Genomic DNA, 20,799 nt, shown 5'->3' on the forward strand with positions numbered 1-20,799 from the left:
CGCGTGATTGAACTCAAACGAGGGTCTTCAACATGAGCAAAATGCCACCCATCCCAAAGGGCAATCAGAGCACCAAAGGCCCGAAGCAGAACGCCGAGGACGAGCGAGACACGTCAAAAGGTCATCACGACATCCAGAATTCAGCTGAACAGGGTGAAACCGCCAACATCAAGCAGAACACGACCAACGCAGGCTTCTTCAAGGGGCGCCGCGTCAAGTAAGCCTGCCGCGTCCGGCCCGCGCCCGTTGAATCCCTTCCGGGAACCATTGAGCATCCCTCGGCTTGTTGTGGGCTCTCCAACAACGAGGTTTTTCAATGAAGAGAAGTTTCCTGCTCGCGGCAGCGTTTGCCACTGTTGCTTTGCTCCCCGCTGCTGCCGCCGCGCAAGGCGTACCCGGCGGCATTGAACGCGGATCTCGGGAAGGCGAACGGGCTGCGGGGCCGGTCGGCGCCATCGTTGGCGGCACAATCGGAGGGGTCGTTGGAGGCGTGAACGGAGTGCTGGGCATCGACCAGCGGCCTCGCTTTCACAGCTATGTCGTCGAGCGTCACCACCCCTCCTATACATACGGCGGCGAAGTGAGGGTTGGCGCCGATCTTCCAGGCGACGGCGTGACCTATTACGACGTGCCGCCGGAATATGGCACGCATGACTATCGTTACACCGTGGTCAACGGGCGGACGGTGCTGGTCGATCCTCGCACACACCGGATCGTCGAAATTGTAGAGTGATCCCTACGTGGCCGGCCGCCTGAGGCGGCCGGCTGCGCCGCGGGTCGCATCTCTTCGGATCCTTACGCCATCGCAATCAAAAGTGCAGCGAGCGCACTCGCACCTGCTTTCACACGAAGTGACGAGCTGCCGCGAATATTGCAGCCGGGCTCATCATCAACGCCAATGTCGCGCCGACCAACGCACGGGAGAGGTGCACCGTTCCGACCCGGTACGCCATGTTAGGCCTCCTTGCGTTTCATCGGCGCCTGGCACTTAAACTCCCAGGACGTGGCTTCTGGCGAGGACTACTTCGTCTCGCCTTTCGTCGGCGTCGTATCCGGATTTTGTACCCCGCCGGATTTTGGAATGACGGTGTCCTTCATATTTGTTGGTGGCATGGTCGCAAGCACTTCCATCCGGTTCTCCGGCTTGAGTGCCTTGCAATCCATTCCGTAGATCAATTCAGCCTTCGCGGATTGCCCGATCGGAGCGCAGTCCTGAAGTGCAGTGGGGTCGACAACTTTGTCTTGCGCAAATGCCGACGATGAGAGCAGCACGAGTGCCGCGGCCAGCTTCAACATCATTTCCTCCCAAAACTTTTGATTTACCCGAGCCCAACGGGTGGCGTGGGCACAAGTTCCTGATGCCGCCACAACCATCGTCGCGATCATGCCAGCACTGACCACCAACCTGAAGAGCGCTCGCCCTGCTTGCTCTCGCACGTTGGCAGGGCTCTTGCTGAACAGTTCGTGCGGGTCCGCGCGAGCGACATCCGAGATCGCCGAGGCGATGACGAGGCGGCCTACGGCTGTTGTCGTTCCATGTTCAAGCCTCCGCGCTGACGAAAATATCGAACACCTCGTAAGCCTGTTGCGGCGTCTTTCCTTCCTTGAACGCGCTTGCGAAACTGAAGATCGCATCCGCTAGAAGGAATTCATCCGGGACAGGAAACAGGGCGCGAAGTTCGGCGAGCCAGCTCGCGTAGGAAGGCGCGTTGAACTTGCCCAAGGTGTAGTTATCGCTGAATGTGTGCATCACGTCGGAGCCCTCGGGCTGGGCGAGGCAAGCCACTCACTCATCTGAGCGGCAGTCTCAGCCTGCCGTGCCCGGCGGATCATTCTTTCGCGTTCGATCCCGGGTGGGGTGCCCCTAGCTGCTTGCTTGAGGCGCGCAGCTTCCTGGGCCAGGCGATCTTCGAGAGACACGGTCTGTTTGATGCGGCGTCGTTGCATCGGTGCTGCTCCTTGGAGGGGCGGGAGCGCATGATGGCGTTCTCATCACCGATGCCGTGAGATGCGCGGTGGTGATACCAGTGTGGGGCTTCTGGATCTCTCCCGCTGTTCCTTTTTGAACACCTTCTGAAAAATCATTGAAGCGGGAGGCGATGCTTCATTTGATGCAAAACAGGCCACTCCCAAATTCAACTTGGGCCACCGGGGGAGGACGACGGAAAGGGCTTGTAATGAAAGAGGCCGCCAACTGAGGCGGCCTTACTACCGCAGGCGGTGACGGTCCCACGCGTCCTTAATCTCAAGGACGACAATCGTTACGATGGTAGTCACCAAGATGGGTCCGGCCAGAATTGCCAACAGCGTAAGCATTTTTTCAGCGGGGCGGCTGGAGGCCGGGAGATTGCAGCCAGCCGCTCAGGTGCGATCCGGTTTCGGCTTGTCGCGCCTTGCGGATTGCGGCGTCACGAACCGCACCGGGCGGCAGCAATTTGGACTGCTCCCGCAGATGGTATGCTTCGTCGGCAAGACGTTGCGCTAGGATTTCAGATTTTGTGTGGTGGCGTCGCCGCTGCATAGGGCTGCTCCGTTCCTTAGAGGAAGGCGGGAGCGCAACTGGGCGTTCTCATCACCGATAGGGACCAACAGGGCGGCGCGGTGACGAGGGCAATCTGGCATGTTCGGCAGCCGACATAGTGGTCAATACAGCTCATCTTGGCCGAATCGTTAACAATTCAAATCAGGCAACTGAGGTCGGAAACAGGCCAGTACCTAAAAGGCAAATAGGAACAGCCACCGAATAAAATTGGCAACGGGCGGTCTGTTGGCAACTGACCGCCGAGAATGACCGTTGGATGTATTGAGGAAAATGGTCGGAGCGAGAGGATTTGAACCTCCGACCCCTAGTCTCCCAGACTAGTGCGCTAACCGGGCTGCGCCACGCTCCGATGCCGTTCCATTAGCTGCGATCCCGTATTCGCGCAAGGCGGGAACCGGCCTTAAAGACGGCAATCGGCGGTGCCGGTTCCGCACCCCGCTTCGCCCTAGCCCGAGCCGTCCTTCATTGCCGCATCGAGCAACTGCCGGCAGGCGACCAGGTCTTGGAGCGCGCGTTCGAGGCGCTGGCGGTCGGCGGCCGCGGCGGCTGCCCGCGCCGGGGCGGCGGACGGTGCCTTGACAGGTGCCTTCGCCGGCTGGAGGTGGCTCTTGTAGGTCGACAGGATGGCATCCTCGTCGGTGTCGACGAAGCGATAGTCGATGCCCTTCTCGTCGCCGTCGCCCTCCTCGCCGTCGAGATCGAGGCCGTCGGTGGCCTCGGAATCGTCGGGCTCCTGCATGCTGTGGCCGACGGCCTCCTCGACCGCGCCGAACGAGACGGCCGCGGTCTGGTCGGCGATGCCCTGCACCGACTTGATGCCGTGCTCCTTCAGGATTCGCTGCACGCCGCGGATCGTGTAGCCCTCGCCGTAAAGCAGCCGGCGGATGCCCTTGAGCAGGTCGACGTCATCAGGGCGGTAATAGCGGCGTCCGCCGCTGCGCTTCATCGGCTTGATCTGCGCGAAGCGGGTTTCCCAGAACCTCAGGACATGCTGGGGAATGTCGAGTTCGTCAGCGACTTCGCTGATGGTACGGAACGCATCCGGCGCCTTGTCCAAATGCCTGCTCCCCTGAGGTTAAGGATCAATCGTCCTTGCTGGCGTCGCCATTGGTCGGCGTCTGGCCGTTGATCCGCTGTTTCAGGATCGCCGACGGCTTGAACACCATCACGCGGCGCGGCGAGATCGGCACTTCGGTGCCGGTCTTCGGATTGCGTCCGATACGCTGCCCCTTCTTGCGCACCATGAAGGAGCCGAACGATGACAGCTTCACCGTCTCGCCCTTCTCCAGGCAATCGGTGATCTCCTTCAGCACAAGCTCGACGAACGCCGACGATTCGGTGCGCGACAGGCCTACCTTCTGGTAGACCGCCTCGCACAGATCGACGCGTGTAACTGTTTTCCCGGTTCCGTTGGTCATCGCCTGCCCCGCACTCTCGGCGAACAATTTCTTGACTGAAATTAAAAGCTTAGCACGCAATGGTCAACAGTGACGACCGTACATAGGCATGAAAGAAGCTGGCAAAATGTCAGCGATTTTGAGCGATCCGCTCACCAGCGCACGAGGGCCGAACCCCAGGTGAAGCCGCCGCCCATCGCCTCGAACAGCACCAGATCGCCCTTCTTGACCCGGCCGTCCTTCACGGCGACCGACAGCGCGAGCGGGATCGAGGCGGCCGAGGTGTTGCCGTGCTGGTCGACCGTCAAGACCACCTTCTGCGGCGCAATATGAAGCTTGTGCGCGGACGCGTCGATGATTCGCTTGTTGGCCTGGTGCGGAATGAACCAGTTGATGTCGTCAGCGGTGAGGCCGGTGGCGTTGAAGGCGTCGACGATCACGTCCGTAATCATGCCGACCGCGTGCTTGAACACCTCGCGGCCCTCCATCCGAAGATGCCCGACCGTTTTGGTCGAACCGGGACCGCCATCGACGAACAGCTTCGACTTGTGCCGTCCGTCGGAGCGCAGATGCGTGGTCAGCATCCCGGGATCAGCGATTGTCCCGGCGTGCGGCTGGGCCTCCAGCACGACCGCGCCGGCTCCGTCGCCGAACAGCACGCAGGTGCCGCGATCGCTCCAGTCGAGGAGGCGCGAGAAGGTCTCCGCACCGATCACCAGCGCCCGTTTGTGGGCGCCGGCGCGCAGGAAATTGTCGGCGGTGGTGAGTGCAAAGACGAAGCCGGAGCATACCGCCTGCAGGTCGAAAGCCACGCCGTGGTTGATGCCGAGCGCATGCTGAACCGCCACCGCCGTGGCGGGAAAGGTGTTGTCGGGCGTCGAGGTCGCCAGCACAATCAGGTCGATCGTCTGCGCGTCGATCTGGGCATGGGCGAGCGCGGCGAGCGCCGCCTTGATCGCCAGGTGCGAGGTGAACTCGTCATCGGCGGCGATATGCCGCTGCCGGATGCCGGTGCGCTGCACGATCCAGTCGTCCGACGTGTCAATTCGAGCAGCCAGTTCGGCATTGGTCAGAACCCGCTCCGGCAAATAAGAGCCGCAGCCCAGCACGACCGAACGTATCGCAGTCACGAGACAGCCTCCTGCGCGGCCTGCGTCTGCACCAGCGCACTGCCATCGCGATTAAGCATCTGATTGATCTTGGTGAGGAGATCGAGGTGGGCCATCTCATAGCCAACATCGACCGCATAGGCAAAGCCTTCCGCGCTGATGCCGCCATGGCTCTTGACCACCACGCCCTTCAGGCCAAGCAGCACGCCGCCGTTCGACTTGTTGGGATCGAGCTTGTCGCGCAGCTTCTGGAATGCGCCGCGGGCAAACAAATAGCCGATTCGCGCCATCCAGCTCGAGGTCATGGCCTCGCGCAGAAGCGTGAACATCTGGCGTGCCGTCCCCTCCGCGGTCTTGAGCGCAATGTTGCCGCAAAAGCCCTCGGACACGATCACGTCGGCGTGCCCCTGACCGATCCCGTCGCCCTCGACGAAGCCGATATAGTTGAATTGGGTCGAATTCATCGCGCGCAGTATCTCGGCCGCATCGCGGATTTCCTCGTGGCCCTTGATGTCCTCGGACCCGATATTCAGCAGGCCCACCGTCGGCCGTTCGAGGTTGAACAGCACGCTGGCCATTGCGCTGCCCATCACGGCCAAGGTCGCCAGATGGCGGGCGTCGCCGCCGATCGTGGCCCCGAGGTCGAGCACCACCGAATCGCCGCGCAGCGTCGGCCAAACCGCCGCGATTGCCGGGCGGTCGACGCCGGGCAGCGTCCGCAGATTGAGTGCCCCCATCGCCATCAGCGCGCCGCTGTTACCGGCGGAGACCGCGACATCGGCCTTGCCATGTTTCACGGCATCGATCGCCAGCCACATTGAAGAGGCCCTGCGGGTCCGCCGCAGCGCCTGGCTTGGCTTCTCGTCCATTCGGACGGTGACGTCGGTATGGATCACCTTCGACACTGCCTTGAGTGCGGCATGCCTGGCGAGCTCAGGCTCGATCTTGGCCTGGTCGCCGAAAAGCAGGAATTCGCTGTCGGGGTGACGGCTCAACGAGATCGCAGCACCGGGCACGACGACCGATGCGCCGGCATCGCCACCCATGGCGTCAAGCGCGATTCGAACCTTTTGAGGCATGAATGTCCCGGAAACCTACTCTCCCGCAGCCCCCTCAGACGAAGACCGCGAGCTTGAAGTCACCGCCATCAAAGGCGCGCGGCGAAACGCCATGTCGCATTCCGGCCGGGCCGCGACAATACCGTGTCCGCTGTCCGACACAACCTTTTGACCACCGGCAGCCACGTTGGCGGAACTCCCGCGAAACGCGACTACATAATACATAAAAACACAATAATTCAACAGGTTAATGACACTACTTGAAGTGAGAATGATGGTCTCTCATGCGCTAAAGCAGCTGCATCGTCCCATCAATTATCGTCCTTGTTGCCGTTCGGCTTCTTGCCCGCCTTCTCCTGCAGCGCTTTCAGCGCGGCGAACGGATGATCCTCCGGATCAACGACTTCAACCGCCTGTTCAAAGACGGCGTCCGGCTTGCGCGGATAGGGATCGACGCCGAGAAACAGCGCGTCGGTCGCAAGCCGGCCGATATCGATGAAGCCGTTCACGATCGGCTCCGGCGGGTCCGGCGTATCCTCGTCGCTGTCCTCCGCCTCGTCGACCAGATCGGCCATCTGCGGAATCTGCTCAGGCGGTGCGAAGATCAAGTCGATCCGCTCGTCGATGTCGTTCTCGATCGGATCGAGCGTCACCACGCAGGTCTGCCCGACCCGCGCCTGCACCCTGCCGGTGACGTGGACGCGCCCGTCGCGCTTATTAGGCATGAGGTCGAATGCCGCATGCGCCGATATGACCTCACGTAGCTCGGCGATGTCGGCGATCGCCTTGCGCACCGTCTCGTCCGCCTTGATCTCTTGATGCAGCCCGGTCTCGGGGATCTGCGCCACGGTGACGAGAACGCGCCAAGGATCACGTGAAGGATCACGTAAAGGATCACGCGAGGCACCGGGCCGCTTTGTCGTGTCGCCGCTCATGCCGGGGCACCCGCGGTCTGGAGCGCGGGAAAGCTCCACGCGCCCTGCTTCAGCGCAGCCGCGTCGGCGCGCGCCAGCGCCGTGACTGCGTGCCTGGCATAGGCGGCGAGCTCATGCGCCTTGTCGATATTGGCGCCATTGAGGATGTTCTTGCAGAACGACTGCGCCAGCGCCTCGTCGCTGTCGGTCAGCGCGAGATCATAGGCCGCAGTTCGGCCATAGAACGCCTCGCCGAAGGCCTGCATGCGCTTGGGCACCGTGAGGTCGCCGACGCCCATCTCGCGCAGATTGTCGTCCATGTCGGTGCAGAAATGGTCGAACAGCGCCTGGGATAGGTCCGAACCGGCCTCAACGGATTTAAACCGCCGCAGCACCAACCAGAGATGCATCAGAAGCAGGTCAAAACGGCCATTAACCGTGTCCGGAACGCCCAAGTCCCGGTAAAACAACGGTTCTCGTGCCTGCGTCACGATCATGCCATAGATGGTCTCAATGGTGCCGCGCGGGGGCACCTGGGGTTTTCTGAAGTGATTGAACGGCCAAAGCATGCTGGGTTCCGGCTGCGAGCTCTAAAGGTGCGACAATGAGGGTTCGCCTGTTGGAGGCTCGGCTGTATTGCAATCCATTGAGCTGCCCGGTACGTCAACGCCTCGCGCGATGCAAGGGGACGGATCAGTTCCGCCGATGACCGAAACCAGTCCAAGACAGTCCCGCGCGGCCTCCGCGCGCAGTCTATTCTCGCGCGTCCGTACGGTCGCTGCAATCGGCCTCGTCTGCGCCGTGCTCGGCGCGTGCACCGGCGAGCAATTCCAGAAGGGCTACATCCTGCCCCCGGGGGCGCTCGAGCAGATTCCGATCGGCGCGAGCCAGGATCAGGTGCTGATCGTGATGGGCACCCCCTCCACTGTCGCCACGCTCGACGGCGAGGTCTTCTACTACATCTCGCAGCGCGCCTCCCGCCCGGTCGCCTTCATGAACCAGCGGGTGGTCGACCAGCGCGTGATCGCGGTCTATTTCGACAAGAACCGGCAGGTGCGCAGGCTCGCCAATTACGGCCTGCAGGACGGCAAGGTCTTCGACTTCATCAGCCGCACCACGCCGACCTCGGGTCAGGAAATTTCGTACATCACGCCGCTGCTCAAGCTGCTCAGCTTCAACTAGCGACAGGCTGTCCCGGAGCGCACGGCCGCGCGCGATCCCGCCTTGTGCGAAATGACAATTTATGATTGTGTGTGAGATCATTCACACGTGCATCGCCATCCTCCCTGCTAGGACGGCTGCGAGCCGGACGCAACGGCTCTCACCGCCATCAACTCAGCAGGAGATACGTCATGGGTTTTTTTGGAGCAGAACCTTTCGATAAGGCGCAAGTCGTCTATGTCTGGACCGGCTTGCATTCGCCGGGCTTCTTTTCCGTCACCGTCGAGGGGCACGCCCCAAATTTTACATCCGGCATCCAGCTCGTCCGCGACGAGCAATGGGTCGGCGGTCTGGCCATCAAGGTCATGGGGTGGACCGGTCCGCTCGGCAAAGGCACCAAGCCGTACAAGGTCCATGGGTCCTTCCCTGGGTCCTACCTCAAGGAAATCGTGGTGATCGGCAGCAACAAGCACGAGGTCGTCAAGGTGACCGAGATTCCGTTCACCACGGACGAAGCGTTTGCCAAGAGCGCCGACGCGCTGGTGTAACCGCACCTGATTTGCGCGAAGTCGCCCGCTTGCCGGGTACGCTTCCCGAAATGATCGCAACGCTTCTGCCCGCGCCCCTGACTTTGGTGCGGGCGGAATCATGTGGCGCCGGGGCCTGACGTCGAAAGAAGAATCTCGGCGCACTCCCCGGCTGCGCCAGTTCGCCGCATGCCCGGAACGCATGCGCTCCCCTACCGTCGCGCACAAACGAGACGCGTGCCGGGGGCAAACGCATGGGCAGCGAGAGATTTTCACGCCGTAGGGTGTTGTCGGGCGCAGCCGTCGTGTCGACGGCTTCGATCCTGCCGCGCGCCAGCCTCGGTGCCGGCGACTGGCGGCCGACCGAAACGGTGCGGGTGATCGTGCCGGCGGCAGCCGGAGGCTCGACCGACGTGATGGGGCGGCTGCTCGCCGCGCATCTGCAGCCGATCTGGGGCCAGTCGGTCGTGGTGGAGAATCGCTCCGGCGCCGGTGGCACCATCGGCACCGCAGAGGTGGCGCGCAGCAAGGGCGACGGCCATACCATCCTGATCGGCAATCCCGGACCGAACGCGATCGCCTACAGCATTTTCAGGAACCTGACCTACAAGGCCGACCAGCTGCAGCCGGTCTCCAACATGATCCGGATCCCGAACATCGTCTCGGCGCATCCCTCCACCGGCATCAAATCGATTGCCGAGTTGATCGCATATCTGAAGGCCAATCCGGACAAGCTGACCTACGGCTCGTCCGGCACCGGGCAGAGCCCTCACCTCACCGGCGCCTGGTTCCTGCAACTCACCAGGCTGAAGATGACGCATGTGCCGTTCCGCGGCGCCGGTCCCGCATTGCAGGCCGCGCTCGCTGGCGACATCCAGATCCTGTTCGACAATCTCTATCCGTCATTGCCGCAGGTGCAGGACGGCAAGCTCAACGGGCTCTGCGTCACCACGCCTGATCGCAGCGAGTCGGCACTGAGCCTGCCGGCCATGCGCGAGACCGCGCCGGAGCTCGCCAAATTCGACGTCTCGTCCTGGTTCGGCGTGCTGTTGCCGAAGCCCACGCCCGCGCCTGTGCTCGACGAGCTGAACCGGCAGATCAAGGCGATGCTGGAACGCGACGACGTCAAGAAAAACATCGCCGGCATGGGTGCGAAGGGCGACTACGGCACGCCGCAACAGTTCTCGGATTTCATCGCTGCGGAAACCACCAAGTTTGCCGCCATCATCGAGAAGGAAGGCTTGCAGATGGAGGTGAAGTAACAGGCTCCGTCGCAACCTTTCCGGAGCGGGCTAGCGCTACGAAGACTTGTTGATCTTCTTGATCTTGGCGTCGGTTGCTTCAATTGACGTCGCCAGTTCCAGGATCGCCTTCGACAGCAGCTCGACGGCCTCCTTCTGATCCTGCGACTTCGAGGCGCGAAGCGCATAGTTCCGTGCGGATGAGAGTGACATCGATTGATCTCCGTTTTGCTCGCGTCTGGTTGTCAATTCGGCAGTACACCGAACGAAGTCCACGCAAAACAAAAAACCCCGCGGCTTGCACCGCGGGGATTTACATTCGTTGCTGTCGCGCCGCTCAGTGCGCCAAAATCGCCAGCAGCAGCAGCGCCACGATGTTGGTGATCTTGATCATCGGGTTCACCGCCGGGCCCGCCGTATCCTTGTAGGGATCGCCGACGGTGTCGCCGGTCACCGCGGCCTTATGGGCGTCGGAGCCCTTGCCGCCGTAATGGCCGTCCTCGATGTACTTCTTGGCGTTGTCCCAGGCGCCGCCGCCCGAGGTCATCGAGATCGCGACGAAGAGACCGGTGACGATGACGCCGAGCAGCATGGCGCCGACCGCAGAGAACGCCGCCGACTTGCCGGCCGCGCCGCCGCCCGCGATCGCGTAGATCACGAAGTAGACGAAGATCGGCGACAGCACCGGCAGCAGCGACGGGATGATCATCTCCTTGATCGCCGCCTTGGTCAGGAGGTCGACGGCCTTGCCGTAGTCGGGCTTGTCGGTGCCCTGCATGATGCCGGGCTTCTCGCGGAACTGGCGGCGTACTTCTTCGACGATCGCGCTGGCGGCGCGGCCGACCGCGGTCATGCCCATCGCGCCGAACAAATACGGCAGCAGGCCGCCGAACAACAGGCCCACCACGACGTAGGGATTGTTGAGCGAGAAGTCGGGCAGCACGCCCTGGAAGTAGGGGTACTTCGTGGCATTGGCGATGAAGAATTTGAGGTCTTCATTGTAGGCCGCGAACAGCACCAGCGCGCCGAGACCGGCGGAGCCGATCGCGTAGCCCTTGGTCACCGCCTTGGTGGTGTTGCCGACCGCGTCGAGCGCGTCGGTCGACTTGCGCACTTCCTTCGGCAAACCCGCCATTTCGGCGATGCCGCCGGCATTGTCGGTGACCGGACCGAAAGCGTCGAGCGCCACCACCATGCCGGCCAGCGCCAGCATCGTCGCGGTCGCGATCGCGATGCCGAACAGGCCGGCAAGGCTGTAGGTGACGAGAATGCCCGCGATGATCACCAGCGCCGGACCGGCGGTGGATTCCATCGAGATCGCCAGACCCTGGATCACGTTGGTGCCGTGACCGGTGACCGAGGACGCCGCGATCGACTTCACCGGACGATAATCCGTGCCGGTGTAGTATTCGGTGATCACGATGATGAGCCCGGTAACGACGAGGCCAACCACGCCGCACTCGAACAGCGCCATGCCGGTGTACTTGACGCCCTCCAGCGGACCGAAGCCGATCAGCCAGTTGATCACGCCGGCGACGCCGAACAGCGACAGCACCCCGGTCGCGATCAGGCCCTTGTACAGGGCGCCCATGATCGATTGGCTGGCGCCGAGCTTGACGAAGAAGGTGCCGGCGATCGAGGTGAGGATGCAGACGCCGCCAATCGCGAGCGGCAGCGTCATCATGTTCACCAGCAGCGGCGAGGTCGCAAAGAAGATCGCGGCCAGCACCATGGTGGCGACCGCGGTCACCGCATAGGTCTCGAACAGATCGGCCGCCATGCCGGCGCAGTCGCCGACGTTATCGCCGACGTTGTCGGCGATGGTGGCGGGGTTGCGCGGATCGTCTTCGGGAATGCCGGCTTCGACCTTGCCGACGAGATCGCCGCCGACGTCAGCGCCCTTGGTGAAGATGCCGCCGCCGAGACGGGCAAAGATCGAGATCAGCGACGCGCCGAAGCCGAGCGCGACCATCGCGTCGACAACCGTGCGGCTGTTGGGGGCGAGATCCAGATAGTGCGTCAGGAATGCGAAGTAGATGGTGACGCCGAGCAGCGCCAGACCAGCCACCAGCATGCCGGTGATGGCACCCGCCTTGAAGGCAAGCTCAAGTCCGCCGGCCAGCGACGTGGTCGCCGCCTGCGCGGTGCGGACATTGGCGCGCACCGAGACGTTCATGCCGATGAAGCCGGCCGCGCCCGACAGGACGGCGCCGATCAGAAATCCGACCGCGACCAGCATGCCGAGGAAGTAGGCCAGCACCACGAAGATCACGATGCCGACGATGCCGATCGTGGTGTATTGCCGGCGCAGATAGGCCTGCGCGCCTTCGCGCACGGCGGCCGCGATTTCCTGCATCCGCGCATTGCCCGCGTCAGCGCTCAATACCGATTGCGTCGCCCAGATTGCGTAAACGATGGAAAGCGCCCCGCAGAGCACAATCGCCCATAATGCTGTCATGTGAATTTTGCCTCAGATCCTTGATGTAACCCCCGCGCCTTTTTTTGCCGTTGCGGCAGGCGCTTATTCATGAGGATCATCCCTCCCCAAAAAGGGATGGCCTCAAATCGGGCGCGACCTTGCCAAAATCGTACCCCGTGCGCAACGCCACCAAAGGCGGAAAAGGCCGATATCGGCAGCTATTTAGAGGGAAAATCGAGGAGCACTGGCCGGAATTCCAGACGGAGTTCTAGAAATGGCTGTAGGACAGCCGCTTCAGCGCCAGTTCCCTGCCCTGCGCGTCGAGAAAGCTTGGCGGCGACGAACCTGCGATCAGCCCGCCAATGGCCGTCACCGCGACCCCGGCCTGCCGCGCCTCCCGGGTGAAGGCATCGATGCGGTTATTCGGGATCGCACACAGGATTTCGTAGTCGTCGCCACCCGCCACCAAAGTCTCGATGCCGATCACCTTGCGCGCCAGCAGCGCCGATGCCGCAGGCGACAGCGGAATGCTCTGGACGTCGATCACGGCAGTGACGCGGGAGGCCGCGCAGAGCTTCGCGAGGTCGCCGGCAAGACCGTCGGACACATCCATCGCCGCGCTGGCGTAATTGCGGACGATTTTGGCGAGAGCATTGCGCGGCTGCGGCAGGCGGTAGCGCGAGGCCAGCATCTCCTTCGCCGGATCATCGCCGGCGAGCGCCGCGGCCACCGGTCCGCCGGTCAGCACATCGAGGCCGAGCGCGGCATCGCCGATGGTGCCTGTCACCACCACGCGGTCCCCAGCATGCGCGCCTGAGCGATGGACCATCCGCCCCTCCGGCACCCGCCCGAAGGCCGTGATCGAGATCATCAGGGGCCCCGGCGTCGACACCGTGTCGCCGCCGAGCAACGGGCAGCCATAGCGCGCGGCATCCTCGCCCAGCGCCTGCGCGAACGGCTTCAGCCACGCTTCGTCCGCACCGCGCAGCGCCAGCGTCAGCACGAAGCCGGCAGGCACCGCGCCCTTGGCGGCGATGTCTGAGAGATTCACCCGCAGCGCCTTGCGCGCCAGCGTCTCCGGTGGATCGCCGGGAAGGAAGTGGACGCCCTCGACGATCGCGTCGGTCGTGACCACGATATCCTCGCCGGCCCCCTTCAGGGCGGCCGCGTCGTCGTCGAGATTGAAGGCACCCGGATCGGTCGCCAGCGGCCTGAAATAGCGCGCGATGAGGGAGTCTTCGCCGGATGTCTGCCTGTCGCTCTGCGTCACGATATCAGACCCGTCATCCTGAGGTGCGAGCGGAGCGAGCCTCGAAGGATGCACGGCCCCACTCGGGCCGTCGCCCTTCGAGACGGCCGCTGCGCGGCCTCCTCAGGGTGACGGTCAGATAGAGGCATAGCTCTTACCCCCGCACAAACTCATCGGCGCGGAACTGGCGCGCGATCTGGTCGAGCACGGCGTTCACCATGCCGGTCTCGTCCTTCTCGACGAAGGCATGCGCGACATCGACATATTCGGAGACAACGACGCGGCCCGGTATGTCCTTGCGGTGCTCAAGCTCGTAGGAGCCCGCGCGCAGCACCGCGCGCAGGATCGCATCGATCCGCTGCAACGGCCAGCCCTTCTGCAGGGCGTCATCGATCAGCGGATCGAGCTTGGCTTGGTCGCGCACCACGCCGGATACCACGTCGCGGAAGAACGCGGCCTCGGCCGGCAGGTATGTCTCGCCCTCGACCTCGTTGCCAAGCCAGTGGCTCTCGAACTCGGCGAAGATGTCGTTGATGCCGGCGCCGCCGATATCCATCTGGTACAGCGCCTGTACGGCGGCGAGCCTCGCGGCGCCGCGCCGGTTGGCTTTCTTGTCAGGGCCTTTGGCCGGCTTCTTGTTCTCTGCCATGGTCAGGCCTTTGCCAGCCGGCGTTTGATGCGCAGCATCGCCAGCGCCGCGCGTGCCGCGTCGCCGCCCTTGTTCAACTCGCCTGCGCGCGCCCGTGCCCACGCCTGCGCATCGGTGTTGACGGTGATGATGCCGTTACCGAGCGGGAATTTCCTGGCGACCGAAAGGTCCATCAGCGCGCGCGAGGATTCCATCGAGACGATCTCGAAATGGATGGTGTCGCCGCGCACCACGCAGCCGAGCGCGATCGCCGCGTCATAGGGCTTGCCATTCGCTGACGCCGCATCGATCGCGATCGCAATCGCCGCCGGAATCTCCAGCGCGCCCGGCACCGTGATCAGGTCGTGGGTTGCGCCCGCGGCCTTCAGCTCCGCCAACGCGCCCTCCAGCATCGCATCCTGGATGTCGTCATAGAACCGCGCCTCGACGATCACGACGCGTGCGCCGGAAATGTCGGTCTGGTCCTTCAGGGGTGCGCGTCGCGCGTCAGCCATTACGTATCCATTTCATTCTGGTACCGGCGCGTTTTGTAGTCGCCATGGGTTGTTAAGCCAAGCACGAATGCTCTCGCCGCCGTCATTCCGGGATGGTCCGCAGGACCAGACCCGGAATCTCGAGATTCCTCAGGGCGCAATTGCGCCCTGAGGTTCGATGCTATCGCATCGCCCCGGAATGACCGCTGCGCGGTCACTTCATTTCCGACAGCCGCGCGGCGTAGCGGGCCATCAGGTCGACCTCGATATTGACCTCGCTGCCGGCCTTCCAGCCGCTCAGGGTCGTGACTTGAAGCGTATGCGGGATGATCAGCACCGAAAAGGTCACATCATCGACCGCATTCACGGTCAGCGACACCCCGTCCAGGGTCACCGAGCCCTTCGCCGCGATGAAACGTGCGATTTCGCGGGCGGTTTTCAGCTCGAAGCGCGCCATGTCGGGCAGGTCGTCACGCTTGACGATGCTGGCGATGCCATCGGCGTGGCCGGCCACGATGTGGCCACCGAGCTCGTCGCCGATCTTGAGCGCGCGCTCGAGGTTGAGCCTGGTTCCCATAACCCAGTGCCTGGCCGTGGTCATGCCCAGCGTCTCGGCGGCGGCATCGACGTCGAACCAGGTCTTGCCGCCTGATGTGCCTGACGCAACCACGGTGAGGCAGACGCCGTTGCAGGCGATCGAAGCGCCATCCGCGATCATGGTCTGGTCGTAATCGCAGGAAATCCGCATCCGGTGCAGCTGCCCCTGCGCCACCGGTTTCAGGCTGCTGATTTCACCGACATCGGTGACTATTCCGGTAAACATTTAAGCACGCTCATAGATGTTCAAACTGTCCTTTCCGAGCGCCTCGCTAGCACGAAGCCGGAAGCCGGGCGACTGCGTGATTGCGGCCAGCGGCATTGCGTGCAGCGCGGGAACGCCATCGGCGCCGATCGTATCAGGCCCACGCAACAGCCAGATTTCGTCGACGAGGCCTGCGGCGACGAACGACGATGCGACCCGCGCCCCGCCCTCGACCAGGAGCCGCGTGATGTTCTTCTCCGCCAGCACGTGCAGCACATCAGGCAGATCAAGCCCGGGTGGGGTGGTGGTCGAAGCTGTGCGGATCACCTGCGCGCCGGCCGCGCCGAGCTTCATCGCGGCAGGCGCCTCGGCAAAGTCCGAAGTCATCACCCAGAGCGGCGTTTCGCGCGCGGAATGCACCATGCGGCTATCGCCCGGCATCCGCAGCGCGCGGTCCAGCACCACCCTCACCGGCGAACGGTCAGCCATGCCCGGCAGGCGGCAGGTCAGAAGCGGGTCGTCTGATTTGACCGTGCCGATCCCGACCAGGATGGCGTCGCATTGCGCGCGCAACAGATGCACGCGGGCCCGTGCAGCATCGCCCGTGATCGCGACGGGCTTATGGCCGGCTGAAGCGATCTTGTCGTCGGCGGACACCGCGAGCTTCAGGATTACGTGCGGACGCTTGTCGCGGATGCGCCGGAAATGCCCGGCATGGTCGTGGGCAGCTTCGGCGCCGCACAGCCCGACATCGACCGCGATGCCGGCGGCACGCAGCCTGGCGTGCCCCTGCCCTGCAACTTCCGGATTGGGGTCCTCGATCGCCGACACGACGCGCGCGAGACCGGCGGCGACCACGGCGTCCGCACAGGGCGGCGAGCGGCCGAAATGCGAACAGGGCTCGAGCGTCACATAGAGCGTGGCGCCGCGGGCAGCGTCGCCGGCGCGCCGCAGCGCTTCCACCTCGGCATGCGGGCGTCCGCCCGGCTGGGTCCAGCCGCGGCCGACGACGACGCCGTCCTTGACGATCACGGCGCCAACCGCCGGATTGGGCCAGGTACGCCCTTGCCCGCGCCGGCCGAGCGCCAGCGCAAGCTGCATGAAGCGCAGGTCGGCAGCTTTCGCGTCCCTGGATCTCTGCGCGAACTGGTCTTCCAGGATCCGGAAGATCATTTTCGCAACGTTGCGACCCGCGGATCCTCTTCGCCGGTCAGTTCGTCGAGCACCGCCTCGAAATCCTTCGCCTCGCGGAAATTGCGATAGACCGAGGCGAAACGCACATAGGCGACGTCGTCGAGCTGGCGAAGATGCTCCATCACGATCTCGCCGATCGCCTCCGAGGATATCTCGGCCTCGCCGCCGCTTTCGAGCTCGCGCACGATGGTGGAGACCATCTTCTCTACCCGCTCGGAGTCCACCGGGCGCTTGCGCAGGGAGATCTGCAGCGAGCGCACCAGCTTGTCGCGGTCGAACGGCACGCGCCGGCCGTTGCGCTTGATGACGGTGAGTTCGCGGAGCTGCACTCGCTCGAAGGTCGTGAAACGGAAATTGCAGGCGATGCACACCCGCCGCCGGCGGATCACGGCGGAATCCTCGGTCGGACGCGAGTCCTTTACCTGCGTATCAAGACTGTTGCAGCTCGGACAACGCATCCAGAGGAACCCTTATTTTGCGCATGATCTCCGCGCAAACGCACTTGCGTTTGTCGCGAGGGAAAACCGGTGCCCACTTTTCCGGATCATGCGACCTTACTGATAGATCGGGAAACGATCGGTCAGCGCCTTGACGCGTTCCTTGATCGCAGCCTCGACCAGCGGCGCCTTGCCGTCCGGCGACTGCGCCAGCGCGTTCAAGACCTCGGCGATCATGCCGCCGACCTGCTTGAATTCGGCGACGCCGAAACCGCGCGTGGTCGCAGCCGGCGTGCCCAGACGAAGACCCGAGGTAACGAACGGCTTCTCCGGGTCGAACGGGATGCCGTTCTTGTTGCAAGTGATGGCGGCGCGCACCAGCGCCTTCTCGGAGACGTTGCCCTTCAATCCCTTCGGACGCAGGTCGACCAGCATCAGATGGTTGTCGGTGCCGCCGGAGACGATATCGAAGCCGTGGCTGCGCAGCGTCTCGGCCAGCGCCTTGGCGTTCTCGACCACGTTCTTGGCGTAGATCTTGAAGTCCGGGCGCAGCGCCTCGGCGAAGGCGACAGCCTTGGCGGCGATCACGTGCATCAGCGGGCCGCCCTGCAGACCGGGGAAGATCGCCGAGTTCAGCTTCTTGGCCAGCACCTCGTCATTGGTGAGGATCAGGCCGCCGCGCGGGCCGCGCAGCGACTTGTGCGTCGTTGTCGTGGTGACGTGGGCATGCGGCACCGGCGAGGCATGGACGCCGCCGGCAACGAGGCCGGCGAAATGCGCCATATCGACCAGCAGATAAGCGCCGACGGAGTCCGCGATCTCGCGGAAGCGCTTGAAGTCCCACGCGCGCGAATACGCCGAGCCGCCGGCGACGATCAGCTTCGGCTTGACCTGCTCGGCCTGCCTCTGGACCTCGTCCATGTCGATCAGATGGTCGTCACGGCGCACGGTGTAATGCACGGCCTTGAACCACTTGCCGGACATGTTGACCGGCGAGCCGTGGGTGAGATGGCCGCCGGCGGCCAGATCAAGGCCCATGAAGGTGTCGCCGGGCTGCAGCAGCGCCAGGAACACCGCCTGGTTCATCTGGCTGCCGGAATTGGGTTGCACATTGGCAAAGCCGGCGCCGAACAGCCTCTTGGCGCGGTCGATCGCCAGGTTCTCGGCGACGTCGACCCACTCGCAACCGCCATAGTAGCGCGCGCCCGGATAGCCCTCGGCGTATTTGTTGGTCATCACCGAGCCCTGCGCTTCCAGCACCGCGCGGCTGACGATGTTCTCGGAGGCGATCAGCTCGACCTCATGGCGCTGCCGGCCGAGTTCGCCCTTGATCGCGGCGGCAATCTCGGGATCGGCCTCGGCAAGGGTCGCCGTGAAGAAGGAATCGGGCGCGGAAGCAGTCGTCGAAGCGTTTTGGGGCGAAGAGGTCATCGGCGAAATATCTCCACCGCCGCAAGCCCTTAACGAGGGATGCGGACGGTCACGAGTGGCGGTCGAAGCGGTCCCTGACGGTTACCACATTGCCCCAAATTGGCCAAGCGGTTGCGGTCCCCCGCCGCCAATTATGCCAGATATGGTGGGGATGGCGGGGTTTGCCAGCCGAGCCGCGCCTGCCCGGCGGGACAGGCCGACGACATCCGCAGCCCCGTCAGGGTGACGTCAGCCGAGGGAGCTAAGATAGCGGCAGCGGCTGTACCAGGCCGCGCCCCAGACTGGCCCGCTCCGAATATGCCACCCACGGAGCGGGCTTTTCGCCCTGGTTGACGGCGCTCTGCAGGCGGCGCCGCACGATCTAACGCCAGCTAACTCACGAACGGCGATGCAGGAAGTCGATGACAAGCTTTGTCGTCGCGGCCGGCTGTTCTTCCGTGATCCAGTGCCCGCAATCCGGGATGATCACATCTTCGACGTCATCGGCGACACACCGTATCACCGCGCCGATCATGGGGCCGAATGTAGCTTCGCCACCCAAGGCCAGAACCGGCATCTTGAGCTTGCCCTTCGCAAGGAACGCCGTGTTGTCGATCGCATCCTGGCCGAACGCCAGGAACTGGGCGAAGCCCGCTCGCATTTCGCCAGGTTGCGCATAGAGCGCCGCGTAATGCTCGCGTTTCGCTTCGTCAAACCGCTTTGGGTCCCGGGAAAGATCGTTCCAGAAGCGGTCGAGATAGATGCGCTCGCGGCCGGCGACCAGGCGCTCCATGTCCCGACCTCCGAAGCCAAAGTGCCACATGGCCGGATCCATGACGATCTGCTCCCAGGGTCCGATGCCGGGCAGCGGCGCATCGATCGCCACCCATCGGCTCACGCGCTCGGGGTGGGTGGCGGCAACTGCGTAGCCGACCATGATGCCGATGTCGTGCGTCACCAATTCGAACTTGCCCACACCCAGGGCGTCCAGGACGCCCATCACATCCGTCGCTTGATTCTTCTTGTCGTAGCCGCTCTCAGGCCTCGACGAGAGGCCCAGCCCACGGAGGTCGGGCACGATGATCGTGTGGTCTTCGATGAGTGCGCTCGCCAGATGACCCCACATGTCGCCCGTTGTGCCGAAGCCGTGCAGCATGACCACTGCCGGGCCATGACCGCCGACCCGCAGATGGATGGTGGTGCCGTTGGTTTCGATCGTCCGCGTCTGCATCACAGTCGGGAAGGGATAAATCCCGTCTACGTGGGGCTCGCTCATCTCTGTACTCCAGGTTTGCTTCCAGTTGCGGTCGAGGCCGGGCGCGGCATCGGCTCTCCGCGTTTTATAACGATCGTCAGAAAATGAGCAATAGATTTTTTTGACGATCGTGATAAAACACGACCGTGAGTTATTCGCGCTCATCATTGCCCGACGGATCAAGATGGCCAGGCCCAGGGAATTCGACGAAGACACGGTGCTCGAAGCCGCGATGCAACGTTTCTGGAATAACGGCTATGAGGCGACATCGATGCGCGACCTCGCCGACCGCACCGGAATGACGACGCCAAGCCTCTACAATGCGTTCGGTGACAAGAGAGCCATCTACCGTCTCGTGCTCGATCGGTATGTCGGTCTGGCGCTCGAAACCTGCTCGGCGATCTTCGGAGGCGATGACCCGCCCTTACGCGCATTGGAGCGGTACTTCGATGCAAACGTTGAAGAAGTGCTCGCCGACAGGCTTCACAAGGGGTGTTTTGTCGTGAACACGGCGTTGGAGGTGGCGCCGCACGACCAGGACTTCCGAGATGTTGTAACCAAGGTCTTCGATGGAATTGAAAAATGTGTCCGCGACTGTGTCGCGGCCGGGCAGCGCGACGGATCAATCCTTACCTCGCAACCTGCAGCCGACATCGCGCGGCTCGCTCTGAGCACGATCCTGGGCCTCCGGGTTCTGGCCCGCACCAATCCCGACCGTGAATTGCTGACCGGGGTCGTTCGGCCGTTTTTCGCACTGCTGAGGACACAGTGAAAAAGGTTGAACGACGCGCGCCGCAGCGCCGGCGCCGTCGCGACGGCACCGTTCCGTAACGACGCCTCTGCCTACAACAACGGCTACTACGATCAGGGCTTCGTTTGCCAGCCCGGCACTTGGTTCAAAGGCGAGGACGGACGCCTGCATATCTGCCAGTAGGCTTCAGGAATAGCGTTCACCTGGCAGA

General features: G+C 63.5%; 25 protein-coding genes and 1 tRNA gene. 7 read left to right on the top strand and 19 right to left on the bottom strand.

Translation table 11 applies throughout. The features are described from left to right. Window positions 1–32: 32 nt before the first annotated feature. Window positions 33–221, top strand: coding sequence for a hypothetical protein (locus tag UP09_RS33160; RefSeq protein ID WP_044542491.1), 189 nt, complete (start codon window positions 33–35; stop codon window positions 219–221). A gap of 95 nt (window positions 222–316) precedes the next feature. Beyond that, entirely contained in the window at window positions 317–733 is a 417-nt protein-coding gene (locus UP09_RS33165; protein WP_044542492.1) for a DUF1236 domain-containing protein, read from the top strand. 287 nt (window positions 734–1,020) lie between these two features. Here UP09_RS33165 and UP09_RS33170 read toward each other — a convergent pair whose 3' ends face one another. The 9 genes from UP09_RS33170 to UP09_RS33210 all read right to left on the bottom strand — a co-directional run bounded on the left by UP09_RS33170 (window position 1,021) and on the right by UP09_RS33210 (window position 7,589). Then, window positions 1,021–1,296 carry a hypothetical protein gene (locus UP09_RS33170; RefSeq protein ID WP_156164895.1) on the bottom strand — a complete coding sequence of 92 codons (276 nt, stop codon included), beginning with the start codon at window positions 1,294–1,296 and terminating at the stop codon, window positions 1,021–1,023. Between the two features lie 244 nt (window positions 1,297–1,540). Next, window positions 1,541–1,786, bottom strand: a complete 246-nt coding sequence (locus tag UP09_RS33175; RefSeq protein ID WP_044542494.1) for a hypothetical protein — start codon at window positions 1,784–1,786, stop codon at window positions 1,541–1,543. Between the two features lie 1,027 nt (window positions 1,787–2,813). After that, a tRNA-Pro gene (locus UP09_RS33180) sits at window positions 2,814–2,891 on the bottom strand. Between the two features lie 96 nt (window positions 2,892–2,987). Beyond that, complete coding sequence (locus UP09_RS33185; protein ID WP_044542495.1) at window positions 2,988–3,599, bottom strand: MerR family transcriptional regulator; 612 nt, start codon at window positions 3,597–3,599, stop codon at window positions 2,988–2,990. A 25-nt stretch (window positions 3,600–3,624) separates the two neighbouring features. After that, entirely contained in the window at window positions 3,625–3,960 is a 336-nt protein-coding gene (locus tag UP09_RS33190; RefSeq protein ID WP_044542496.1) for an integration host factor subunit alpha, read from the bottom strand. 131 nt (window positions 3,961–4,091) lie between these two features. After that, entirely contained in the window at window positions 4,092–5,069 is a 978-nt protein-coding gene (locus UP09_RS33195; RefSeq protein WP_044542497.1) for a beta-ketoacyl-ACP synthase III, read from the bottom strand. Further along, on the bottom strand, window positions 5,066–6,127 hold the full coding sequence (gene plsX, locus UP09_RS33200) for a phosphate acyltransferase PlsX (RefSeq protein ID WP_044542498.1): 1,062 nt from the start codon (window positions 6,125–6,127) through the stop codon (window positions 5,066–5,068). The genes UP09_RS33195 and plsX overlap by 4 nt, the downstream gene beginning before the upstream one ends. A gap of 290 nt (window positions 6,128–6,417) precedes the next feature. Next, window positions 6,418–7,041 (bottom strand): YceD family protein, encoded by a 624-nt coding sequence (locus UP09_RS33205; protein WP_044542499.1) that lies wholly within the window; start codon window positions 7,039–7,041, stop codon window positions 6,418–6,420. After that, window positions 7,038–7,589, bottom strand: coding sequence for a ubiquinol-cytochrome C chaperone family protein (locus tag UP09_RS33210; RefSeq protein ID WP_044542500.1), 552 nt, complete (start codon window positions 7,587–7,589; stop codon window positions 7,038–7,040). Before UP09_RS33210 ends, UP09_RS33205 begins: the two co-directional genes overlap by 4 nt. A gap of 136 nt (window positions 7,590–7,725) precedes the next feature. Between UP09_RS33210 and UP09_RS33215 the strand changes: the two genes are divergently transcribed. The 3 genes from UP09_RS33215 to UP09_RS33225 all read left to right on the top strand — a co-directional run bounded on the left by UP09_RS33215 (window position 7,726) and on the right by UP09_RS33225 (window position 9,970). After that, window positions 7,726–8,202 carry an outer membrane protein assembly factor BamE gene (locus UP09_RS33215; RefSeq protein ID WP_044542501.1) on the top strand — a complete coding sequence of 159 codons (477 nt, stop codon included), beginning with the start codon at window positions 7,726–7,728 and terminating at the stop codon, window positions 8,200–8,202. A 170-nt stretch (window positions 8,203–8,372) separates the two neighbouring features. Beyond that, entirely contained in the window at window positions 8,373–8,729 is a 357-nt protein-coding gene (locus UP09_RS33220) for a hypothetical protein (RefSeq protein ID WP_044542502.1), read from the top strand. Window positions 8,730–8,962: 233 nt separating this feature from the next. Continuing rightward, on the top strand, window positions 8,963–9,970 hold the full coding sequence (locus UP09_RS33225; protein WP_044542503.1) for a Bug family tripartite tricarboxylate transporter substrate binding protein: 1,008 nt from the start codon (window positions 8,963–8,965) through the stop codon (window positions 9,968–9,970). A gap of 36 nt (window positions 9,971–10,006) precedes the next feature. On the opposite strand, the gene UP09_RS38300 is transcribed toward UP09_RS33225, so the two are convergent. The 10 genes from UP09_RS38300 to UP09_RS33270 form a co-directional block, all read right to left on the bottom strand. Then, window positions 10,007–10,162: a hypothetical protein gene (locus UP09_RS38300; RefSeq protein ID WP_197082781.1), complete on the bottom strand. Its 156-nt coding sequence runs from the start codon at window positions 10,160–10,162 to the stop codon at window positions 10,007–10,009. A gap of 124 nt (window positions 10,163–10,286) precedes the next feature. Beyond that, on the bottom strand, window positions 10,287–12,407 hold the full coding sequence (locus UP09_RS33230) for a sodium-translocating pyrophosphatase (protein WP_044542504.1): 2,121 nt from the start codon (window positions 12,405–12,407) through the stop codon (window positions 10,287–10,289). A gap of 229 nt (window positions 12,408–12,636) precedes the next feature. After that, window positions 12,637–13,638 carry a thiamine-phosphate kinase gene (gene thiL, locus UP09_RS33235; protein ID WP_044542505.1) on the bottom strand — a complete coding sequence of 334 codons (1,002 nt, stop codon included), beginning with the start codon at window positions 13,636–13,638 and terminating at the stop codon, window positions 12,637–12,639. A 133-nt stretch (window positions 13,639–13,771) separates the two neighbouring features. Then, window positions 13,772–14,266 (bottom strand): transcription antitermination factor NusB, encoded by a 495-nt coding sequence (gene nusB / locus UP09_RS33240; RefSeq protein ID WP_044542506.1) that lies wholly within the window; start codon window positions 14,264–14,266, stop codon window positions 13,772–13,774. A gap of 2 nt (window positions 14,267–14,268) precedes the next feature. After that, complete coding sequence (gene ribH / locus UP09_RS33245) at window positions 14,269–14,760, bottom strand: 6,7-dimethyl-8-ribityllumazine synthase (protein ID WP_044542507.1); 492 nt, start codon at window positions 14,758–14,760, stop codon at window positions 14,269–14,271. Between the two features lie 193 nt (window positions 14,761–14,953). Then, window positions 14,954–15,562 (bottom strand): riboflavin synthase, encoded by a 609-nt coding sequence (locus UP09_RS33250; protein ID WP_044542508.1) that lies wholly within the window; start codon window positions 15,560–15,562, stop codon window positions 14,954–14,956. Beyond that, a complete protein-coding gene (ribD, locus tag UP09_RS33255; protein WP_044542509.1) occupies window positions 15,563–16,714 on the bottom strand; it encodes a bifunctional diaminohydroxyphosphoribosylaminopyrimidine deaminase/5-amino-6-(5-phosphoribosylamino)uracil reductase RibD in 1,152 nt (383 codons plus the stop codon). Beyond that, window positions 16,711–17,193, bottom strand: a complete 483-nt coding sequence (gene nrdR, locus UP09_RS33260) for a transcriptional regulator NrdR (protein ID WP_044542510.1) — start codon at window positions 17,191–17,193, stop codon at window positions 16,711–16,713. Before nrdR ends, ribD begins: the two co-directional genes overlap by 4 nt. Before the next feature lie 96 nt (window positions 17,194–17,289). Continuing rightward, on the bottom strand, window positions 17,290–18,603 hold the full coding sequence (gene glyA / locus UP09_RS33265; RefSeq protein WP_044542511.1) for a serine hydroxymethyltransferase: 1,314 nt from the start codon (window positions 18,601–18,603) through the stop codon (window positions 17,290–17,292). Between the two features lie 376 nt (window positions 18,604–18,979). After that, a complete protein-coding gene (locus UP09_RS33270) occupies window positions 18,980–19,858 on the bottom strand; it encodes an alpha/beta fold hydrolase (protein ID WP_044542512.1) in 879 nt (292 codons plus the stop codon). A 109-nt stretch (window positions 19,859–19,967) separates the two neighbouring features. Here UP09_RS33270 and UP09_RS33275 point away from each other — a divergent pair, with 109 nt between their 5' ends. Further along, window positions 19,968–20,609, top strand: a complete 642-nt coding sequence (locus tag UP09_RS33275) for a TetR/AcrR family transcriptional regulator (protein WP_349643936.1) — start codon at window positions 19,968–19,970, stop codon at window positions 20,607–20,609. 6 nt (window positions 20,610–20,615) lie between these two features. Further along, on the top strand, window positions 20,616–20,771 hold the full coding sequence (locus UP09_RS37925; RefSeq protein WP_156164897.1) for a hypothetical protein: 156 nt from the start codon (window positions 20,616–20,618) through the stop codon (window positions 20,769–20,771). Window positions 20,772–20,799 lie beyond the last annotated feature (28 nt).

Source organism: Bradyrhizobium sp. LTSP885 (genome assembly GCF_000938305.1).
Classification (GTDB): Bacteria; Pseudomonadota; Alphaproteobacteria; order Rhizobiales; family Xanthobacteraceae; genus Bradyrhizobium.

What these genes read in the sequence shown, in the direction of transcription:
- ribD (WP_044542509.1), bottom strand. Translation starts at nt 16,714, where the DNA reads ATGATCTTCCGGATCCTGGAAGACCAGTTCGCGCAGAGATCCAGGGAC.
- UP09_RS33220 (WP_044542502.1), top strand. Translation starts at nt 8,373, where the DNA reads ATGGGTTTTTTTGGAGCAGAACCTTTCGATAAGGCGCAAGTCGTCTAT.
- UP09_RS33205 (WP_044542499.1), bottom strand. Translation starts at nt 7,041, where the DNA reads ATGAGCGGCGACACGACAAAGCGGCCCGGTGCCTCGCGTGATCCTTTA.
- UP09_RS33165 (WP_044542492.1), top strand. Translation starts at nt 317, where the DNA reads ATGAAGAGAAGTTTCCTGCTCGCGGCAGCGTTTGCCACTGTTGCTTTG.
- nrdR (WP_044542510.1), bottom strand. Translation starts at nt 17,193, where the DNA reads ATGCGTTGTCCGAGCTGCAACAGTCTTGATACGCAGGTAAAGGACTCG.
- glyA (WP_044542511.1), bottom strand. Translation starts at nt 18,603, where the DNA reads ATGACCTCTTCGCCCCAAAACGCTTCGACGACTGCTTCCGCGCCCGAT.
- UP09_RS33250 (WP_044542508.1), bottom strand. Translation starts at nt 15,562, where the DNA reads ATGTTTACCGGAATAGTCACCGATGTCGGTGAAATCAGCAGCCTGAAA.
- UP09_RS33270 (WP_044542512.1), bottom strand. Translation starts at nt 19,858, where the DNA reads ATGAGCGAGCCCCACGTAGACGGGATTTATCCCTTCCCGACTGTGATG.
- UP09_RS33225 (WP_044542503.1), top strand. Translation starts at nt 8,963, where the DNA reads ATGGGCAGCGAGAGATTTTCACGCCGTAGGGTGTTGTCGGGCGCAGCC.
- plsX (WP_044542498.1), bottom strand. Translation starts at nt 6,127, where the DNA reads ATGCCTCAAAAGGTTCGAATCGCGCTTGACGCCATGGGTGGCGATGCC.
- UP09_RS33170 (WP_156164895.1), bottom strand. Translation starts at nt 1,296, where the DNA reads ATGTTGAAGCTGGCCGCGGCACTCGTGCTGCTCTCATCGTCGGCATTT.
- UP09_RS33230 (WP_044542504.1), bottom strand. Translation starts at nt 12,407, where the DNA reads ATGACAGCATTATGGGCGATTGTGCTCTGCGGGGCGCTTTCCATCGTT.
- UP09_RS33160 (WP_044542491.1), top strand. Translation starts at nt 33, where the DNA reads ATGAGCAAAATGCCACCCATCCCAAAGGGCAATCAGAGCACCAAAGGC.
- UP09_RS33210 (WP_044542500.1), bottom strand. Translation starts at nt 7,589, where the DNA reads ATGCTTTGGCCGTTCAATCACTTCAGAAAACCCCAGGTGCCCCCGCGC.
- nusB (WP_044542506.1), bottom strand. Translation starts at nt 14,266, where the DNA reads ATGGCAGAGAACAAGAAGCCGGCCAAAGGCCCTGACAAGAAAGCCAAC.
- ribH (WP_044542507.1), bottom strand. Translation starts at nt 14,760, where the DNA reads ATGGCTGACGCGCGACGCGCACCCCTGAAGGACCAGACCGACATTTCC.
- UP09_RS33190 (WP_044542496.1), bottom strand. Translation starts at nt 3,960, where the DNA reads ATGACCAACGGAACCGGGAAAACAGTTACACGCGTCGATCTGTGCGAG.
- UP09_RS33215 (WP_044542501.1), top strand. Translation starts at nt 7,726, where the DNA reads ATGACCGAAACCAGTCCAAGACAGTCCCGCGCGGCCTCCGCGCGCAGT.
- UP09_RS38300 (WP_197082781.1), bottom strand. Translation starts at nt 10,162, where the DNA reads ATGTCACTCTCATCCGCACGGAACTATGCGCTTCGCGCCTCGAAGTCG.